Origin of the sequence: Salinicola halimionae, assembly GCF_003206065.1 — a bacterium.
In the GTDB taxonomy this organism is placed as follows: Bacteria; Pseudomonadota; Gammaproteobacteria; order Pseudomonadales; family Halomonadaceae; genus Salinicola; species Salinicola halimionae.
Genome location: NZ_PZJQ01000004.1, coordinates 434,273 through 453,572 on the forward strand (window position 1 = coordinate 434,273; position 19,300 = coordinate 453,572).

The window sequence follows — 19,300 nt, forward strand, 5'->3', positions numbered from 1 at the left end:
TTTCGACTCAAGGCGTGGAAGGGCGACGTGCATGCTGCTGAATCGTCGGCAGCTGTTTTTTGAGCGCGCGGTCGACGATGCCGGGCAGGATGCCGTTCAACTTGACCAGCAGGCACTCCGGCCATCCAAGCTGTCGGTCGCGGGCTTGCTTCTCGATGCCGCGGACGACACTCGCGGCGACGTGCGCAGGTTCGTCCACATGATTACCCAGCGCGTTGTTGAGCGCGTCGGCGCGATCGCTGTTCATCCCCGTGCGGGTCGCGCGAGGGGAGATGTGCAGCACCTGAATCGGGGTGTCGGCCAGCTCACGGCGCAGCGCCTGGCTGAATCCGCGCAGGGCGAACTTGGTCGTGCAGTAGGCGGTGTAGCCGGGATGACCGATCGCACCGAACGCAGAACCGAGATTGATGACCCAGGCGCTGTTCTCATGCAGCAGTCGGGGCAGCAGTGCCTGGGTGAGCAACAGGGTTGCCGTCACGTTGAGATCCACCATCGATGAGATCACGGCAGGAGACTGCTCATCGAAGAGACCGAAGTGATTCAATCCGGCGGCGTTGATCAGCATATCGATGCGAACGTCTTCCGCGATGTCGACGATCCGCCGCCGGTCGCTGGTCTGCGTCAAATCGGCAGATAGCGCACGGATGCGCATGGGTGCCAGCGCCGTAAGCTCTTTCAGTACGCTTTCGTTACGTCCCACGATCAGCAGCTGGGCGCCGCGTTCGGCCAGTAGCGCCACCAGCTCACGCCCGATGCCGCCACTGGCGCCAGTGATCAGAATGCGGCGATCAGACCAGCGCATGGCTCAAACCCTCATGGCTGACGGTGTCGTCGGCATCCCGCTGGAGATTGCGGAACATGGCACCGTAGAGTCGATAAACCATGTTGGCGGCATCGATCACGGCTTGCAGGTCGGCGGGATCGTCGAGCCGATTGATCTGCTCTTCGAAGAATGCCAGGTGTCCGATATCGAGACTGCCGTGGGATTCGAGGTAGCGAAAAGCGTTGGCTGGAAGTCCCGCGCCGTCGCGCATCTGCTCGGCGGCTTGTGTGGCAATGGCGGTACTGGTGCCTTCGAGGACGTGCACCATGCCGAAGAAGCCGACCGGATTGTCGTGCTCGATCACATCGCGAATGAAGCGAACCATCAGTTCCGTGGCCGGCGCAGGCGTGGCAGCAACGACGGCTTCGGCATCGCCGCCCAGGGCACGGATGTCATCGAGGATCCATGCCTGATGGCCGTACTCTTCCTCGATATATTCGACCAGCGCGCCGCGCAGCCATTCGAGCCGCTCCGGCAGACGGGCACCACAGGCCATCATCAAGGGTACGGTCTGTTTGACGTGATGATAGGCCTGCCCCAGAAATGCCAGATAGATATCCCGAGTGATGTTGCCTTCCAGTGCCCGCCGGATGACCGGCGTATCGAGCAGCCACTGACGATGGCTGGTCGTGGCTTCTTGCAATGTTTCATAATGCGTCATGACGTCGTCTCCTCGGACGAACGGCGGATGTCGGAAACATCTGCCGGGGAAGAAACCGGACTTTCCAGCCAGGTGGAATAATGCGCCGCGAGTACCTCGCGGCGCAGGCGGCCATTGGCGGTTGCCTGACCGTTTTGTGGCGTAAAGGGGACGCTGCGTTGCCACAGCGAGATGCGCGCGTAATCGGGTAACCGTGCATTGGCTCGCGTCACTGCATCTTCGATCTGGCGATCGTTGACCCAGTCTCCGCGAGGTACCAGCATGGCGCGGTTGCCGGGCTGCGCCTCGCCAGTGACCCAGGCCTGGGCAATGGCCGGCTCTGCCGTGAGTTCGGCTTCGACCCAGGCGGGATCGACATTACGTCCGTAGGCCGTGATGAAGACCTGACGTCGGCGTCCCTTGAGCGTCAGATTCTCTCCCGCCCATTCTCCGAGGTCGCCTGTGGGCCAGACATCGGGTGCCGGCGCGTCGTCGCCCAGGTAGCCCAGCATCACATTGCCGTGGACCAGCACTTCGCCATCGCTGGAGAGACTGATCCGCGCGTGAGGGAGAGGCCGCCCGACACTGCCGGGGCATCGTTCGCCGGGTCGATTGAGCGTAACCACGGAAGCGCACTCGGAAAGCCCGTAACCTTCGAAGACCGGCCAGCCTGCATTCTCCGCTCGCGTCAGTAGCGCTGGAGAGACGGCGGCGCCGCCCACGGCAAAGAAGCGACCGAAGTCGAGCGTCGTTTCGCCTTGCTGGGCCAGCAGCGCCGAAAGCAATTGCGGCACCAGGATCAGGCTGTCCGGCGCCTGGCGATTGATGGTTCGCCATCCGGCGGCGCCGTCGAAACCGCTCGCTCCCTTCCAGCCAATGGACGAAAGCGACGGCAGGCTGACGCTGGCACCGAGCCACAGCGGCGCATAGATACCACCGATGTTTTCCAGCAGCGTCGCGAGAGGCAGCAGCGCCAGGTGTCGGCGCACGCCCACGCTATCGGCGACTTCCGCAAGACTTTCGGCAACCGAGAGCTGGTTGTCGCTGCTCAGACACACGCCTTTGGGCGTGCCGCTGGTTCCCGAGGTGAACGTGATCTTGTGGGTGCCCTCCGGCAGTGCCGGTGGCGGAGAAGGTGCATTGCACCGCCAGAGCGCAGATTCACCGACGGATTCGAAATTCAACGCGGTTGCCAGTGACGCAGGGCCGACCAATGTCTCCACACCAGCCTGGCTAACCACGTGAGCCAACTGCGCGGAGGTAAAGAAACCGGGCAACGGTACACTGACGATGGCTTCCTGCATCATTGCCAGATCCCAGAGAGCCCAATCGACCCCGTTATCGAGTGCCAATCCGACGCGGCGGCTGCCGAGTCGACGCAATTGCCCTGCACGGGATTCAATATGGTCCATCAGCTCGCCATAGCGGATCGACAGGGTTTCATCCTCCAGAGCGACGCGGTTTGCAGCGGTCCTGCCCAAGGCCCGCAGGTGGTTCAGGAAGCGTTCACGCATGATCGATATCCTTGAGGTGTGAGGCAGCGGCTGGCACGGTAGTCATGTTCTGCTCCAAGCCAAGTTCGAGACGTCGCCAGGCAGCGAGCAGGTCGCCACCCATGACCCAGGGCCGATGCAGGTAGTAATTACCCCAGCCGCTTTGGGCGGTACCCAGACATGCCGGGTTTGCATCCGCGAGACGGCGGACATCGAGGCCGAGACGTCGAAATCCGTTGCGGACGGTTGCCGTCGCGGTGAACGCCAGCCAGCGACACTCTTCAGCGACGAGCGAGGCAATCAGGGCCCGAATCAGCGGGACTGTCATGCCGGGGCGGCGGGCTGCCAGGTTGCCGATCTCCGCCAGCGTCGCGCGTTCGACCGGCTGATCCAGCACGACGGACAGGGCTCGCTCGATGGGTGTTTCCAAATAGCGCTCGAGAAAGAGAGGAGAGGCATCGGCCCGGCGGACACCGACCGCAGCCTGGAGTCGATCGCCTTCCCACAGGCCGTACAGACGCGGCGCAAAATGGGAAATCGAAGCGCCATGCTGCTGCCAATAGGTATCGGCGATAAAGTTTTCGAGCGTCGTGCGCTCCTGATCGTCCCTGCATTCACGCCAGATGATGTTTGTCGCCGAGGCAGATAACCCTGACATCGATAGCTCTCCGCCAATATGGTGGACGCTAGATTGAGGGGGCGGGGCTTAACGAAGACTTATGGAGAGCGGATCCTCGCATGAGGTTTTGATGGCTGCGGGGCGTGGGAGCGCCCGCAGAGAGTGAAGGCGTCGTCTACACTAACGACGTCAAAGAAAATCAGCACAATCAAAAGGGGACGACATGCCCAAATTCGGCAAGCAAGGCGTATTCATCGTCTCGGCGTTGGTGATAGTAGCGATCGTGGCCGTTGGCGCCATTTTCCCTACGGGATTCGGAAATATTGCCAATACGGCACTGGGTGCGACTACGCATTACTTCGGATGGTTTTATTTGATATCCGTGTTCGGATTCGTGATTTTTTTGGTGGGTTTGGCATTCAGCAAATACGGGAAAATTCGTCTGGGTCCGCAGGACAGCAAGCCGACTTATGGCTTCTTCTCCTGGGTAAGCATGCTGCTGGCGGCTGGGTTCGGCGTTGGTCTGGTGTTCTACGGCATGGCGGAACCGATGACACATTACATGACGCCACCCTATGGTGATGTGGCGCCGGAATCGGCTGAATCGGCGCGTTATGCCATTCAGTACGCCTTTTTCAACTGGGGCATTCACCAGTGGGCGGCATTTTCGGTCGTCGGTCTGATCATTGCCTATTATCAGTTCCGCAAGGGACAGGCAGGCATGGTCTCCAACGTGCTGTCTTCGGTCACGGCGAAACGGCCGAAGCTGCGTCGCCTCGGGCCAGTGCTCGATATCTTTGCCGTCGTCGCCACCGTGATGGGCGTCGCGACGTCCATTGGTCTGGCGGTGTTGCAGATCAACGGCGGTCTGCACTCGGTATTCGACGTGCCCGAAAACATGATGTGGCAGTTCATCATCATGGGGGCGATGTTCATCTGCTACATGCTTTCGGCGACGTCGGGGCTGGATAAAGGTATCAAGAACCTCTCCAATCTCAACCTGATCATCTGTTTCGCGCTGATGTTTTACATCTTGTTCACGGGACCGACCATCGCGATTCTCGAGACCATCACGCTGGGTATTGGCGATTACCTGCAGAATTTCATCGGGATGAGCTTGCGGATGTCTCCTTACGATGATAGCCAGTGGGCGTCCAACTGGACCATTTTCTACTGGGCCTGGGTCATCGCCTGGTCGCCGTTCGTGGGCACCTTCGTGGCACGAATTTCGCGTGGGCGTACCATCAAGCAGTATGTGTTCGGCGTGCTGGTCGTACCACCGCTGCTGGCTTGCCTGTGGATTGGTGTATTCGGTGGCGCTGCCATCCAGATGGAAATGAACAGTGACGCAGGTCTTGCTCAGGCGACGTCCGACAATATTACCTCGGCGCTATTTCAGATGTTCGATCTGATGCCGTTCTCGAATGTACTGTCGGTCGTTGCACTGTGTCTGATTTTCATTTTCCTGGTGACCTCGGCGGATTCCGCCACCTATATCGTGTCGCAGATGACCGATAACGGCTCACTCAACCCACCGCTGATGAAGCGAATCATCTGGGGGGTACTGATCGCGGCGATCTGCCTGACGTTGTTGTCCGCTGGCGGCGAGAATGGTCTGAAAGGACTGCAGTCGGCCTCAGTGCTGGCAGCGTTGCCGTTCACGTTCATCCTTTACGGGATGATATTCGTGACCCTGAAAGAGTTGCGCGCCGATCGCAAGGCGATGTTGACCGCGCTGTATCGACGCCATAGTGATACGCCGGTGGGGGCCGATGCGTTCGAAGCCGAAGAGCTGGCGGGCGAAGACCGCTACCGTCGAGCGCCTGATGTCAAGAATCGTCGTATCAATCCGCGGTGAGCGAGAGCGTCACCTAAAGTACGGCCCCGGTCTTGGCAGGACCGGGGCCGTATGCGTTAGTAGGTGCCGTCGCGAGCCGACTCACGATGAGAAGAGGGAGTACGGAAAAAATGGAGAAAATCCGAAAAGCCACTTAACTTGATACTTAATTTGAAAGGCGCGCCGCCGTTAAAGCGATCATGACCCATTGCGGAGCTTGCCCATGCCCCCGGCCACCAGGCCTTCTCGCCAGACGCGTCACGGTGCCTCTCGGCGTGTCATCGCGCCTGTCGATTCCAGGATCGATCGATGTCTCAACCTGCTGGTCAGCCTATCCGTCATCACCGCGCTGATCGTTGGCAGCGTTGCACTGGTGGTGACGCTACTCTTCAACTGATCCTCTCTTTCGAACACTGCCGCCGAAACGATTCTCTCGAGGGTCAGGCGCCGCTCTGACGCTGAGCCTGCAGTCGCTGCATGGAGGCTACCAGGTCGTTGAATCGCTCGCCCTGCACCTGCACGTGCTGCTTGATCGCCGTCTCGGCGGCCTGGGCATCGCCGTGTTCCAACGCCGTCATGATGGCTTCATGTTCGTCGAAGCTGTTGGCGAGGCGGCCGCGGGCATGCAGCTGCAGGCGCCGGTAGGGTTTCAGGATGGCGTGGAGGCGGGCCGCTTCCCCGGTCAGAAATTCGTTATGACTGGCTTGATAGATCAGGTGATGGAAGGTGCCGTTTTCGTAATAGTAGCCATCGGCATCGCCAGTGGCCATACACTCCCGGCAGGCATTCTGTGCACTGTGCAGAGCTGCCAGTTCCTCGGGGGTCACGCGTCTGGCCGCCAGGCGTGCGCACATTCCCTCCAGTTCCGCCATGACCTCGAAACGCTCGACCAGATCGGTCACGCTCAATTGGGCGACGAAAGTGCCGCGTTTAGGCAGGACGCGCACCATGCCCGATGCCGCCAGCTGCTGCAGCGCTTCACGAATCGGCGTACGCGAGCACTCGTACTCCCGCGCGAGTGCTTCCGGATCCAGTTTATCCCCCGGCGCGAAGTGGCCGTCGACGATGGCATCTTCGAGCAGGTCACGAAGCCGCTGGGCGTGCGGGGTGCGGGCCATATTAGACTTTCTCCTAGGTTGACACCCGGAGGCCGGGGCGTGACTGTTATATATAACAGAGCGATGACATGTATGTTAACTGCCGGTTCAGGATCATTGGGTTCCGACGGTTCGCTGATCACCGTCCCGCTCCGCTCAACGCTCGCCTCTGCTATTTGACGCAGTAGTGCAAGCTTCAGCCACAGACCCGAGAGGGCCGGCATGAACGTCAACATGAATTTCCTGCAGGACCTGCTATCCAGTATCGGTCGCCGGACGCGTGGGCAGCATCTCTCCGGTGGCGAGGGCGCGCCCAGCAGTCTGGCGAGGCTGATGTCGGTGTGCGAGACGCTGATGCATCCTGGTGGTGAAGCTTCCCAGATCCTGATCGCCCAGGAGGCGCTGGAGCGTTATGCCTCGCTCGACGACGCCGACCGTATCGCCTTCTTTCAGCTATTGGGCGAGCGTTATGCGGCGGAGCCAGAGGCCATCCATCAAGCTTACGCAGCTTACCGCGAGAACGAGGACAATGCCTGCCTGCAGCAGCTGTTCGCCGCTTGCGAGCCGCGACGACAACACCTGTTGCGCCGACTCAATCTCTGCCCGGGCGGCACTTACGAATTGGTCAAGATGCGCGCGGATCTTCTGCGCTGCCTCAAGACGAACCCGGAGCTGGCTCCCCTGGATGCCGATTTCGAACATCTCTTCGTCTCCTGGTTCAACCGCGGGTTTCTGGTGCTTGAGAGCATCGACTGGAACACGCCGGCCGCGGTACTCGAAAAGATCATTCGCTACGAGGCCGTTCACGCGATCGGCGACTGGTCCGATCTCCGTCGGCGCCTGGATCCCGAGGATCGTCACTGCTACGCCTTCTTCCACCCGGCGACCGGCGACGAGCCGCTGATCTTCGTCGAAGTGGCGCTGTGTCGCGGCATTCCCAACAACATCCAGACGATTCTCGAAGGTGGCGATGAAGTTCGCCCGGACGAGGCTGATACCGCAGCCTTCTACAGCATCAGCAACTGTCAGGCGGGTCTGCGCGGCATCTCCTTCGGTAATTTTCTGATCAAGCAGGTCGTACAGGAGCTCAAGCGCGAGCTACCCAATCTCGAAAAATTCGTGACGCTATCGCCGGTACCCGGTTTTGCCAAATGGCTGGCGGGTGAGCGCGAAAGCGGGACTTGCCAACTATCCGATGAGGCCGCCGAGGGCTTCGATGAAAGCCGCTGGGTGGAAAATGCCAAACTGCGCGAGAAGCTAACGCCCGAGCTTCGTAGCCTGGCGGCGCACTATCTGATCGACGTCAAGCGCGATAATGGCCTGCCATTGGATCCGGTTGCCCGCTTTCACCTCGGCAATGGTGCCAGTCTGCATCGACTGAATTGGCCGGGGGACACTTCCGAAAACGGGCGCCGGCAGTCCCACGGCCTGATGGTCAATTATCTCTACGAGCTCGATCGTATCGAGCAGAATCATGAAGCGTTCAGTCGCGAGGGCACGGTGGTCTGCACCAGCGAAATCCGTCGTGAAGCCAAGCAAGGACGCTCACGTTGCCGCCACAGCGCTCGGTCCGACGCTTGAACCTCACGAACGCACGTCACAGCAGGAGAGGTGGAATGAACCATAATTTATATCTGCAATTCTCGGGAAATTTCGAGCGCAGTCCCGATAAGGTGCTGATCGATACACCCAGCGGCGAGCAGTATCGCTATCGCGACGTGCTTTCCACGTCACGGCGAATGGCGCAGGTGCTGCGCGAAAGCGGTGTGAAACCGGGTGATCGCGTTGTGGTTCAGGTCGATAAGAGCCCGCAGGCGATCATGCTGTATCTTGCCTGCCTGCAGAGAGGGGCGGTCTATCTACCGCTCAATACGGCCTATACCGAAGCCGAAGTCGAGTATTTCCTGACCGATGCCGAGCCTCGGATTTATGTCTGCCGTCCGAATGATGTCGTTACCGCACAGCATTTGGCAAAGCGCTGTGGCGTACCGGTCGTCGAAAGCCTGGGTGCCGAAGCCGATGGCTCGTTGATGGAGCGGGTTGCCAGCGCCGGGGAAGACACCGACATTACCGAGCTCGACGCCAACGATCTGGCATCGATCCTGTATACCTCCGGCACCACCGGGCGCTCCAAGGGTGCCATGTTGAGCCACGGCAATCTTGCCGCCAACAGCCAGGCGCTGGCACAGACCTGGCGCTTCACCGCCGACGATCACCTGCTCCACGCGCTGCCCATCTTCCATACCCACGGGCTGTTCGTGGCATGCAATATCGTTCTGACGGTCGGCGCTTCGATGACCTTTCTGCCCAAACTCGATGCAGAGCAGCTGCTGGATCTGATGCCCCGCGCGACGGCTTTGATGGGCGTGCCGACGTTCTACACCCGGCTGCTCGCCAGCCCACGGCTGAACAAGGAGACGACCGCCAACATGCGGCTGTTCGTTTCCGGTTCCGCGCCACTGTTGGCGGAGACCCACAAGGAATTTCGCGAACGTACCGGTCACGCCATTCTCGAGCGCTACGGAATGACCGAAACCAACATGAATACTTCGAATCCTTACGATGGCGAGCGTCGTCCGGGAACGGTTGGCTTTGCGTTGCCGGGTAGTGAAGTCCGCATTACCGACCGCGAGAACGGCGACACGATGCCGACGGGGGAGACCGGACTGGTGGAAGTTCGTGGTCCGAACGTTTTTCAGGGTTACTGGCGAATGCCGGAAAAAACCGCTTCGGAGTTTCGCGACGACGGCTTTTTCATCACCGGGGATCTCGGGCTGATCGATGACGATGGCTATCTACACATCGTCGGACGCGACAAGGATCTAGTGATCTCCGGCGGCTACAACGTCTATCCCAAGGAGATCGAACAATGGATCGACGAGCTGCCACAGGTGGTGGAGTCGGCCGTCATCGGGGTAACTCATCCTGATCTTGGTGAGGGAGTGACCGCAGCCGTGGTGTTGAAGGCCGGCGAGTCGCTGGAGGAATCTCAAGTGCTGGCGGCGCTCCAAGACAAAGTGGCGCGCTACAAGCAGCCCAAGCGGGTGTTCTTCATCGATAGCCTGCCACGCAACGTCATGGGCAAGGTCCAGAAGAACGCGCTGCGCGAGCGCTACGCCGATATCTATATCAATGCCGAAACGACAAACTCTTGAACGATATTCGTTCGGAGGACATGGCTGCCGAAGACGACATCGCTTTCGTCGACGGGACGGCTGCATTTTCACCCCGCCGCGTGGGTAACGCGGCACAGCAGTCACCTCGCGTCAGGCGGTGATTGTCTCGATATACGCCAAGCTCCGATAACCGGGCCAACCATAACGACGTTTCTATAAAAAACGATCTATAACAATGCCCCAAGAGGTGATAACGATGGTGATCTACGGTGTAGCACTCCTAGCCGGCTGCATGCTGGCCGGGCTAATCATCGGCGACGTACTCGGCCAGTTGCTGGGAATCGACGCCAATCTGGGCGGTGTGGGTATTGCCATGCTGCTGTTGATCTTCGTGACCGGCTATCTCAAGGATCGTGGCAAATTGCCGGAAACGACTGAAAGCGGCATCACCTTCTGGAATGCGATGTACATTCCGATCGTTGTTGCCATGGCGGCGAGCCAGAACGTGGCGGCGGCATTCAGCGGTGGCATGGTAGCGATCCTGGCCGGTGTGCTTGCGGTCGTGCTGGGGTTGGCGCTAGTTCCCGTGCTGACCGGCAAGAAAGTCGACGACGCGAGCGCGCTCGAGTCGACCCCCACGACCCCTAGCAACCACTGAGCGAGGTATTCGACATGAACGATTCCATTGTCTCTTTGGTCGACAAGTACCACTTGATCGCCGCTTTCGCCGTGGTCGGTCTCACCATGTACGTGGCCTACTGGATCAGCCGCAATCTGACGGCAGGACGCCTGCATGGCTCCGCGATCGCGATCATCATTGGCCTGGTTCTCGCCTATGTCGGAGGCGTATCTTCCGGTGGCAGCAAGGGGCTTTCGGACGTCACGCTGTTTTCCGGACTAGGACTGATGGGCGGTGGCATGCTGCGCGATCTGGCGATCATCGCTACCGCCTACGGGGTGCGGCTTCACGAAATCAAGAAAGCCGGCCTACGCGGCGTGATTGCGCTGTTCCTGGGCGTTCTCGTCTCGTTCGTTGCGGGGGCTGTCGTCGCGATTGGTTTCGGCTACACCGACCCGGTCGACATCACGACGATCGCAGCGGGTGCCGTCACCTATATCGTCGGGCCGGTTACCGGCGCCACGCTGGGGGCGAGTTCGGAGGTGATCGCATTATCGATCGCAGCCGGTCTGGTGAAGTCGATTTTGACCATGATCGCAACGCCGATGACCGCAAAGCTGATTGGCCTGGACAACCCGCGTTCGGCAATGATCTTCGGTGGGCTGATCGGAACGACCAGTGGCGTTGCTGCAGGACTTGCGGCTACCGATGCGCGCCTGGTGCCCTATGGGGCGATGACCGCGACCTTTTATACCGGGCTGGGAATCCTGCTGGCACCTACCGTGCTGTTTCTCGCCGTGCGCGCGATCTTCTAGCTTCAGCCGATCTCCCCGGTTTTATCCTCACGGTCGTTTCCGAGGGTTGCCCGTCCGGGCGCCTAATGGCGCAGGCGCGCAACGAGGGAAAGGCAGTTGGCGATGGAAAACCCGGGTAGCGATGGAAACGGCGGCCGACCCAGCGTCGGTCGCCGATTCTAGAGCGACGAGAATGCCTGATTGCAACACTGGCCGGGCCGGGAAATGGAAATCGGCGCAATGGCAACGCAACTCCGGCCTGCGGACTTCGCCTGGTAGAGCGCCTGATCGATCTCCTCGAGCAGCCCTTTGGAGGTCTGATGGTGATGCTCGCCGACACCAGCGGAGAAACTCACGTGGAGATCGTATGTGCTCATTGGATGATGACGGAGCCGCTCGATAAGACGGTTCAACGTGGTCTGTGCCGAGAACCGGTCGATGCCGGGTAAGATCATCATGAACTCCTCACCTCCCCAGCGAATGAAAGTGTCGCTCGAGCGCAATGACTCCCTAACGAGACGGCCGAATTCTATCAATATCGTGTCGCCGACAGGGTGGCCATACTGATCGTTGATCTCCTTGAAATAGTCCAGATCGAGCATGGCCACGGAAACCTTCTCGCCGTAGCGCTGACTACGCTCCAGCGCCTGTTCCAGTAGTTCGAGGCCAAAGCGGCGATTGTGCAGTCCCGTCAGGTCATCGCGCGTTGCCAGATACTCCAGGCGACGGTTCTTCTGTTCCAGGCGACGCTCGAGATTGCGTCGCTCGGTAATATCGACGAGGAAGGCAATGTGCTGGGGGCGACCAAGATCGTCCTGGCTGATCGTATCCTCGATGATGACGGTTCGCGTCGACCCATCCCGCAGCAGAACTTCTACGGCGCGACGCTGATTCAAGGCTTCCGGGAAATTGGCGGCATGATGCTTATCGGCGGCCAGACGATGCTGTTGAGGCAACAGTTTGCGGAAATGGGCGTTGAGCAGGTCGCGCTCCGCATAGCCGAAGAAACGGCAAAAGGCGCGATTGACCAGGCGCAGATAACCCTCGGTGTCGATAACGCACACTCCCATAGGCAGGTTGCCCAGCGTCTGATATAGGTGAGGTTGCGCTTGCGGCAGCAGACTTGGGGCGATATCGGCCGTCGCAATCTCGCCGATGGCAATCAGGACATGGCGCTCTTGGGCGCCTTCCGCGGGAGCATCCAGCGGCGAAACCTTGAGCTTGATGGATTGCAGTGGCTGCCGGTTTTGGCGGATATGGAAGTATTGCCATTGATGCGAAGCCTGTGACTCGCCCTCCAGCAGGGCCGGGTGTTCGCGCCCGGACGCCGGATATTGGCGCGCATCCAGCCACTGCCAAGGATCGGCCGTCGGGAAACGATCACCCACCGGCAGCAGACGTTTCGCTGTCTCGTTGGCGTCGACCAGCAAGGGTACACCTGCATCGAGTCGATAGATCAATGCCGCAATGTTGAGCGTGTCCAGCCCGTCCGCAGTGGATAAACTGTCCACAGCTTGCCGGGGTAACCGATTTTTCGAAGCAACCATAAGCTAGGATACCGTGGTTCATACGGTGAAAAGAGTCGCCAGACGCGTCGAGACTGTTAGCGTTCACTCCGAACCAGCGCGAAACGCGAATCGGGGCAAATGGGTAATTGTCCTGCAACCGGTCTGGCAAACCAGTATCCCTGCTGCTTGGCAATACCGTGGTGGTAGAGCCAGCGAGCTTCTTCTAATGTTTCGACCCCTTCGGCGACCAGTAGGATATCGAGCTGGTTGGCAAGGGCGATGATATGTTCGACAATTCTTTGTTGTCTGGGTGCTGCGTGAATATGACTGATCAGTTGGCGATCGATTTTCAGCACATCGGGCGAGATGTCGATCAACAGATCGAGGTTGGCATGCCCGGATCCGAAATCATCCAGCGCGGTTTGCATCCCCATCGCACGATAGCTGTCGACGATATTCTGCAAATGGCGTCGATCCTTGACGCTCTCGGTTTCCGTAATCTCGAAGCAGAGTCTGCCGACCGGCCAGCCGACACGTTCCGCTGCCATCAGCGTCGCCTGAATACAGGCTTGTGGCTCGTAGACGGCGTTGGGGAGGAAGTTGATCGACAACATGCCGTGGGCGCCCAACTGGCAGGCTAGTTCGATCGCTTTGACACGGCACGCTTGATCGAACCGGTAGAGCGTATTGGCGTCGACCCTTCCCAGTATCGATGCGGCAGACTCGCCTCCGACGCCTCTGACCAGCGCCTCATAGCCGTAAACCCGGCTCTGAGCGATATCGACTAATGGCTGAAAAGCCATGGTAAAATCGAAATCCAGCGGGGCATCGCAGCGTCCGCAAAGGCTTTCGTGTCTGGCGCAGCCCGGCATTGCTGTCCTCCTTGACGACATGCACGGTGATGATCGACGCTGCCGGAAATGCGGTGAGGTTTCTCTCGGCAAGCTAACTAAGCTTAGATTACTTGACCGAAATCGAATAGCAGTGATTTAGCAGAAAAATGTGAAAGTCCCCAAACGCGCCGCCCAAGGGCGACGCGTTTGGGGACTTGACCTCGTCGTCTACTCGAGCGGCTTTTACGATTACGCGTCAGCGTTTTTCTCGGAACAGGATTACGAATAGCAGCATGATCGCCAGAGCGAAGATTGCTGGAAAGCGCCAGATGGCATTCCAGTCATGCCCATTGGCGTGCACGTAGTGATCAGTGATCAAACCTGCCACCCAGAAGCCGATCAGCATGCCCACCCCGTAGGTCGCCAGCGTGATCATGCCTTGCGCGGAACTCTTGAAGCGTTCTCCGGCCTGGGCGTCAGTATAGATCTGGCCCGAGACGAAGAAGAAGTCGTAGCAGACACCATGCAGGGCGATACCCAATATGAGCATCCAGAGGCGGCCGTCCGACGTGCCATAGGCGAACAGGCCATAACGAACCGCCCATGCCAGCATGCCGATCAGCAGTGTCTTCTTGATCCCGAACCGGCGGATGAACAACGGCAGCAGCAGCATGAAGAGGACTTCGGAGATCTGGCCCAGCGTCATTTTTCCGGTGGGGTTGGCGACGCCAATCTCTGACAGAAACGGGTTGGCATTCTGGTAGTAGAACGCCAGCGGGATGCAAATCAGTATCGATGCCGCGAAGAAAATGGCGTAGTTGCGATCCTTCAATAGCGCGAGTGCATCGGTACCGATCATCTGCCCCAGGCTTGCCCCCGCGCCTTCACGGGCCTTGGGTGGCGTTGCTGGCAGGCTGAAGCTGTACAAGCCCAAGGCCAGAGAGGCGATGGCACACATCAGGAAAGTGTTGCGTAGTGCGCCAGAAGCGATCGCATCTGCCGCGTCCCAGGAAAAGAAATAGCTGATCATCAAGCCAGCGACGATCCAACCGATGGAACCCCACACACGTACCTTGCCGAACTCTAGTCCCGGATCGCGCATCTGGCGAAAGGCAACCGAATTGACCAGCGCCAGTGTCGGCATGTAGAGCACCATGTAGGCAAAGACCAGTGGGTAAAACGACGAGAAGTCCTGAGCGGTGTAGAGACCGTACATCAGTAGCGCGCCAACCAGATGAAGGATGGCGAGAATTCGTTCGGCGTTGAAGAAGCGGTCGGCTATGAGGCCGATCACGAAGGGCGCAATGATCGCTCCCCAGGACTGGGTCGAGAAGGCCTGGCCGATTTCCCCGCCGCTGGCATCGAGCGTGGTGGCAAGAAAGGTGCCCAGCGTGACGAACCATCCCCCCCAGATGAAGAACTCCAGAAACATCATGATGCTCAGGCGTAGCCGTATCATGGCGTGGTTGCTCCCGATTTATCGTTTTTCTTAGAACCCGCTCGGGCTCCGGCGGCAGGCGTATGGCCTCACTCGAGGCCGAGTATCTTGCGGTTGCGGGCTGGACTTGCGTCGACGCCGGCGAAATCGTCGAAGGTACGTGAAGCACGATCGATCATGTGGTTGTGAATGAAATCGACGCCTTCACGGGCTCCCTGGGCGGAATCCTTGAGGCAGCACTCCCACTCCAGCACGGCCCAGCCCTTGAAACCGTACTGCGTCAACTTGCTGAAAATGGTCTTGAAATCGATCTGGCCATCGCCGAGCGACCGAAAGCGCCCAGGACGGTCGACCCAGCTCTGGTAACCGCCGTAGACGCCCGAGGCCGCACTCGGTGTGAACTCGGCATCCTTGACGTGGAACATGCCGATGCGCTCGTGGTAGCGATCAATGAAGCCGCGATAGTCGAGCTGCTGCAGCAGCAGGTGGCTAGGGTCATAAAGAATTTTGGCTCTAGGATGGTGATCCACTGCCTCGAGAAAGCGCTCGAAACTCGCACCATCATGCAGATCCTCGCCGGGATGGATCTCGAAGCAGAGATCGACTCCCGCTTCCTCGAAGCTATCGAGGATGGGGCGCCAGCGACGAGCCAGTTCGGCGAAGCCTTCTTCCACCAGGCCGGCGGGACGCTGCGGCCAAGGGTAGACGAAGGGCCACAACAGGGCGCCTGAGAAGGTTGCGTGGGCTTTCAAGCCGAGTCGCTGACTGGCCTTGGCAGCAAGGTGCAACTGTTCGATTGCCCAGGCCGTGCGTGCCTCGGGGCGACCGCGCAGGTGAGGAGGAGCGAAGTCGTCGAACAATTCTCCGCACGCCGGATGGACGGCCACCAACTGCCCCTGGATATGGGTGGACAGTTCGCTGATTTCCACGCCGGCCGCTCGGCAACGTTCCTTGAGTTCGTCACAGTAATCCTGGCTTTCGGCCGCCAGAGCGAGATCCATGAGGCGAGGCTCGCCGCTGGGAATCTGAATACCGAAATATCCGGTATCGGCCGCCCACCGGGCAATGGAGTCGAGCGTGTCGAACGGTGGTTCATCGCTCACGAACTGGGCCAGGAAAATCCCGGGGCCCCGCATTTGACCGCTCGGCGCCGATAAATTGTCTGGCATGGGAGTCTCCAGAGTTTCAGAAGTCGAGTTTCAGGAATCGAGGTTCAGCGGAATCCACTTTTCCGTGCTGTTCTGACTGGCGAGGGCCGTTTCGACGAATGCCATGCCGCGTAAGGCGCTATCGATACCGGGTACGCCGCTCGGGGCCCCCATTTCCTCTTTGCGAATAGCGGTCGCGAAATAGCGGTAGAGATTGCCCAGCGCTTCCAGATAGCCTTCCGGATGGCCGCCTGGCAGGCGAAGACGCTGGTGCGCGGCAGGAAACAGGGCGAGGTTATCGATGCCGGCGCGCAGAAGTCGCGCGGGTGCGTTCTGCGGGCGATGGATCAGTGTGTTGGGCTCCATCTGGTGCCACTCCAGTCCGCCAAGTTCGCCGTAGACACGCAATTTCAAGCCATTCTCTTCACCGCTGCAGATCTGACTGGCGATGAGTGAGCCGCTGGTTCCTTCGGCGGTGCGAAACAGGATGTCGACATCGTCATCGAGTGTGCGTCCCGCCGCATGGATGCCGAGCGAGGCGCAAAGGGTATTGACGTGTTGACCGGATACGAACTCCGCCAGATTGAAAGCGTGCGTGCCGATATCACCGAGGCACCCTCCGGCGCCGGATCGGGCCGGGTCTGCACGCCAGGCTTCCGGGTCATCCACGGTATGGCCAAGCCAGCCTTGCGGATACTCCACATGAATCTTGCGGAGCTGCCCCAGCTCGCCTCGTTCGACCATCTCCCGGGCTTGCCACACCAGCGGGTAACCGATGTAGGTGTGAGCCAGACCGTAAAGCCGTTCGCTGCTCTCGAGCGCCTTGCCCAGCTCTTTGACCTCGGCGAAATTCACGCCCGCCGGTTTTTCACTGAAGACATGAATACCAGCCATCAGAGCAGCCCTGGCAACGGGAACATGCAGATGATTGGGCGTGGCGATGACTAGCAACTGGACGCGTCGATCAGCCGGCAAGCGGCCTTCCCGCGCTATCAAGGTTTCCCAGTCGTCGTAGAGGCGATCGTCTGACAGGTTCAGACCGCGTCCCGTGGCATGATTGTTTTCCTGGTCGCGGCTGAACACACCGCAGACCCAATCGAAATCGCCATCGAGCCTGGCGGCCATGCGATGAACCTGGCCGATAAATGCGCCCTGACCGCCACCGATCATGCCTGCGCGAATTGGCCTCGAATACACGGTCATTGTCGCTCCTTCAAAGCAGATGTAACCGGTTACATTTATCCAAGCTACCATGCGGTCGATAACGGTCAATTAGCGTAAAGTCGAGTTTCGACGATTTTCCCGCTCAAGGGTGCAATGCAGTAAGCTCGTCGGCTTGCCGAAAATCATGAGGGAGACGATGTCCAGCATTCGGGAGGTGGCACGCTTGGCGGGCGTATCCGTCGCGACGGTGTCGCGTACGCTCAAGACGCCGGACGTCGTTTCGCCCGGCACCCGCGACAGGGTTCTCGCTGCCGTCGAAAAGACGGGGTACCGGCCCAACCTGATGGCCGTGCAATTTCGCGCGCGGCGCACGCGAAACCTGGTCGTGTTGGTACCCAAGATAGCCAATACCTTTTATGCCCGAGTGATCAGCGGTATCCAGCTGGCGGCGCAGAGTCGGGGCTACGGAGTATTGCTGTGTAACACGCAGGGCGATGAAGCGATGGAGGCTCAGTATGCTCGGTTGGTGAGCACGCGCCAGGCGGACGGCGTGATTCAACTGCGGGCACATGATCCTTTCGCCGATGATGCCGCGGCGTCGGCATCGCTGCCTATGGTGAATGCCTGTGAAGTCATGGATGTCGCCCCGTGCCCCACTCTAAAGCTGGACAATCGCGCGGCAGCGAGAGAGATGATCGAACACTTGATCGCAATGGGGCATCGGCGGATTGCAGTCATCAAGGGGCCGAGACGCAGTCCGCTAACGCGAGACCGTTTCGATGGCTATCGTGACGCCCTGGAAGCCGCTGGTATCAATGTCGATGACAGCTTGCTCTGTCCCGGCGACTTCTCGCCGCAGTCGGGCTACGCTGGTGCTCGTGCACTCGTTGAACGAGCCAATCCGCCGACGGCGATATTCTGCGAGAGCGATGAAATGGCGATCGGCGCGTTGCAGTGGCTCAAGCGTGCCGGGTTGCGGGTGCCCGAGGACATTTCCATTGCGGGTTTCGACGATATCGAATTCGCCAGTTACTGCGATCCGACGTTGACCACGATCGCTCAGCCCGCGGAAGAGTTTGGCGAAACCGCCGTCGAGATGCTGGTGACGCTGATCGAGGGAAGGCGTTTGGAACCCATGCATCGCCTATTGCCGTATCGGTTGGTAACACGGGAAAGTACGGCTCCGCCATCACGTTGACCCCATTGGGCGACGGATGGAGCTTGGCGCTGAATCATGCACTTCTCTTGCGGTGCTGCCCCAAAGGCCCGAATGCGCTGGCCCCCCATGGCTTGGGGGTATATCGGCCAGACTGACTGAGGTGTCATGAAACCCTCGTTTTCCACACTGTTTCTACTGTTGCTGATCGCCATCGGCGTCGCTTTCGACAAGGGAGTCTTGACGGTGCCGCGAGAGTGGAATCCGTTCGCGCCTCTCGTCGTGAGCGATCCGTTCACGCCGATGACTCGCCTCAAGCTGAAAGCGCTGGCAGACGACCGAGACGCCTGTCTGGCGGCGCTCGATACTGCGCCAGAGATTGCTTACACACCGTTGGAAGACTACACCCCGGTGGCCGGTTGCCCACTGGAGAATGTGGTGCGGTTGTCGCGTGCGCAGGTCGCGTTCAGCTCGAGCTTCGTTGCCAGTTGTCCGCTGGTATTGGCATGGACGATGTACGAACAGCACGAATTGCAGCCGCTGGCTGAGCGGCTTTTGGGAGCGCGGGTCGCGAGCGTTCAGCATTACGGCTCCTTTGCGTGCCGCAATATCTACCATCGCGAGAACGCCCGGCGCAGCGAGCATGCCACGGCATCGGCTTTGGATGTAGCCGCGTTTCGATTAGCTGACGGGCGTTCGGTCAGCGTTTTGAATGACTGGGACGACGCCAGCGAGAAGGGTACATTTCTACACGACGCGAAAGCCGGTGCGTGCCAGTACTTCGGCACGGCCTTAGGTCCGGATTATAATGCGGCCCACGCCAACCATTTTCATTTCGGCATGCGCGGCGTCTCGTTCTGTCACTAGATTGGCCATCAGAGGTGTACCGCGCTTCAAACTCGGTCAGATAACGAGAGTCGACTGTTTTTCGTTGACGTTCGATAGCGTCTCCTGGTTTTCGAATCATGACAAAAGGCGTTCGGCCGCCTAAGGTTGTCGATAAATTCCGTGGGAA

Annotated in this window: 19 protein-coding genes; 9 read left to right on the plus strand and 10 right to left on the minus strand. The window is 59.5% G+C overall.

Annotated elements, in window-relative coordinates:
- Nucleotides 1–7 precede the first annotated feature (7 nt).
- From DOM27_RS07910 to DOM27_RS07925, 4 genes are read right to left on the minus strand one after another with little or no spacing between them, the layout of a single operon-like run.
- Complete coding sequence (locus DOM27_RS07910) at nucleotides 8–802, minus strand: SDR family oxidoreductase (RefSeq protein WP_110655496.1); 795 nt, start codon at nucleotides 800–802, stop codon at nucleotides 8–10.
- Nucleotides 789–1,484: an iron-containing redox enzyme family protein gene (locus tag DOM27_RS07915; protein ID WP_110655497.1), complete on the minus strand. Its 696-nt coding sequence runs from the start codon at nucleotides 1,482–1,484 to the stop codon at nucleotides 789–791. Before DOM27_RS07915 ends, DOM27_RS07910 begins: the two co-directional genes overlap by 14 nt.
- The gene (locus DOM27_RS07920) at nucleotides 1,481–2,977 is read right to left on the minus strand and encodes an AMP-binding protein (RefSeq protein ID WP_110655498.1); all 1,497 of its coding nucleotides are present in this window, start codon (nucleotides 2,975–2,977) and stop codon (nucleotides 1,481–1,483) included. The genes DOM27_RS07915 and DOM27_RS07920 overlap by 4 nt, the downstream gene beginning before the upstream one ends.
- Nucleotides 2,970–3,614 carry a thermostable hemolysin gene (locus DOM27_RS07925; protein ID WP_110655499.1) on the minus strand — a complete coding sequence of 215 codons (645 nt, stop codon included), beginning with the start codon at nucleotides 3,612–3,614 and terminating at the stop codon, nucleotides 2,970–2,972. The genes DOM27_RS07920 and DOM27_RS07925 overlap by 8 nt, the downstream gene beginning before the upstream one ends.
- 184 nt (nucleotides 3,615–3,798) lie before the next feature.
- Between DOM27_RS07925 and DOM27_RS07930 the strand changes: the two genes are divergently transcribed.
- Both DOM27_RS07930 and DOM27_RS17880 read left to right on the plus strand, forming a co-directional pair.
- Complete coding sequence (locus tag DOM27_RS07930) at nucleotides 3,799–5,433, plus strand: BCCT family transporter (RefSeq protein ID WP_110655500.1); 1,635 nt, start codon at nucleotides 3,799–3,801, stop codon at nucleotides 5,431–5,433.
- 202 nt (nucleotides 5,434–5,635) lie between these two features.
- Complete coding sequence (locus DOM27_RS17880; protein ID WP_157956735.1) at nucleotides 5,636–5,809, plus strand: hypothetical protein; 174 nt, start codon at nucleotides 5,636–5,638, stop codon at nucleotides 5,807–5,809.
- A 43-nt stretch (nucleotides 5,810–5,852) separates the two neighbouring features.
- Here DOM27_RS17880 and DOM27_RS07935 read toward each other — a convergent pair whose 3' ends face one another.
- The gene (locus DOM27_RS07935; protein ID WP_110655501.1) at nucleotides 5,853–6,530 is read right to left on the minus strand and encodes a GntR family transcriptional regulator; all 678 of its coding nucleotides are present in this window, start codon (nucleotides 6,528–6,530) and stop codon (nucleotides 5,853–5,855) included.
- Nucleotides 6,531–6,731: 201 nt separating this feature from the next.
- Between DOM27_RS07935 and DOM27_RS07940 the strand changes: the two genes are divergently transcribed.
- The 5 genes from DOM27_RS07940 (at nucleotide 6,732) to madM (ending at nucleotide 11,059) form a co-directional block, all read left to right on the plus strand.
- Nucleotides 6,732–8,090, plus strand: a complete 1,359-nt coding sequence (locus tag DOM27_RS07940; protein ID WP_245392640.1) for a malonyl-CoA decarboxylase — start codon at nucleotides 6,732–6,734, stop codon at nucleotides 8,088–8,090.
- A gap of 35 nt (nucleotides 8,091–8,125) precedes the next feature.
- On the plus strand, nucleotides 8,126–9,664 hold the full coding sequence (locus DOM27_RS07945; protein ID WP_110655502.1) for a malonate--CoA ligase: 1,539 nt from the start codon (nucleotides 8,126–8,128) through the stop codon (nucleotides 9,662–9,664).
- Complete coding sequence (locus DOM27_RS18185; RefSeq protein ID WP_280952132.1) at nucleotides 9,661–9,786, plus strand: hypothetical protein; 126 nt, start codon at nucleotides 9,661–9,663, stop codon at nucleotides 9,784–9,786. The genes DOM27_RS07945 and DOM27_RS18185 overlap by 4 nt, the downstream gene beginning before the upstream one ends.
- Before the next feature lie 95 nt (nucleotides 9,787–9,881).
- Nucleotides 9,882–10,283 carry a malonate transporter subunit MadL gene (gene madL / locus DOM27_RS07950; RefSeq protein WP_110656392.1) on the plus strand — a complete coding sequence of 134 codons (402 nt, stop codon included), beginning with the start codon at nucleotides 9,882–9,884 and terminating at the stop codon, nucleotides 10,281–10,283.
- A 14-nt stretch (nucleotides 10,284–10,297) separates the two neighbouring features.
- Complete coding sequence (madM, locus tag DOM27_RS07955) at nucleotides 10,298–11,059, plus strand: malonate transporter subunit MadM (protein WP_110655503.1); 762 nt, start codon at nucleotides 10,298–10,300, stop codon at nucleotides 11,057–11,059.
- A gap of 158 nt (nucleotides 11,060–11,217) precedes the next feature.
- On the opposite strand, the gene DOM27_RS07960 is transcribed toward madM, so the two are convergent.
- From DOM27_RS07960 to DOM27_RS07980, 5 genes are all read right to left on the minus strand, one after another.
- Nucleotides 11,218–12,549, minus strand: coding sequence for a GGDEF domain-containing protein (locus DOM27_RS07960; protein WP_188113699.1), 1,332 nt, complete (start codon nucleotides 12,547–12,549; stop codon nucleotides 11,218–11,220).
- A gap of 92 nt (nucleotides 12,550–12,641) precedes the next feature.
- Nucleotides 12,642–13,418, minus strand: coding sequence for an EAL domain-containing protein (locus DOM27_RS07965; protein WP_110655505.1), 777 nt, complete (start codon nucleotides 13,416–13,418; stop codon nucleotides 12,642–12,644).
- Between the two features lie 217 nt (nucleotides 13,419–13,635).
- Entirely contained in the window at nucleotides 13,636–14,838 is a 1,203-nt protein-coding gene (locus tag DOM27_RS07970) for a nucleoside permease (RefSeq protein ID WP_110655506.1), read from the minus strand.
- 68 nt (nucleotides 14,839–14,906) lie between these two features.
- The gene (locus tag DOM27_RS07975; RefSeq protein WP_245392641.1) at nucleotides 14,907–15,986 is read right to left on the minus strand and encodes a sugar phosphate isomerase/epimerase family protein; all 1,080 of its coding nucleotides are present in this window, start codon (nucleotides 15,984–15,986) and stop codon (nucleotides 14,907–14,909) included.
- Between the two features lie 30 nt (nucleotides 15,987–16,016).
- Nucleotides 16,017–17,168 (minus strand): Gfo/Idh/MocA family protein, encoded by a 1,152-nt coding sequence (locus DOM27_RS07980; RefSeq protein ID WP_110655507.1) that lies wholly within the window; start codon nucleotides 17,166–17,168, stop codon nucleotides 16,017–16,019.
- 157 nt (nucleotides 17,169–17,325) lie between these two features.
- Here DOM27_RS07980 and DOM27_RS07985 point away from each other — a divergent pair, with 157 nt between their 5' ends.
- Together DOM27_RS07985 and DOM27_RS07990 are read left to right on the plus strand one after the other, a co-directional pair.
- Entirely contained in the window at nucleotides 17,326–18,327 is a 1,002-nt protein-coding gene (locus tag DOM27_RS07985) for a LacI family DNA-binding transcriptional regulator (protein ID WP_110655508.1), read from the plus strand.
- A 126-nt stretch (nucleotides 18,328–18,453) separates the two neighbouring features.
- Nucleotides 18,454–19,152, plus strand: a complete 699-nt coding sequence (locus DOM27_RS07990; RefSeq protein WP_110655509.1) for an extensin-like domain-containing protein — start codon at nucleotides 18,454–18,456, stop codon at nucleotides 19,150–19,152.
- Nucleotides 19,153–19,300: the final 148 nt, after the last annotated feature.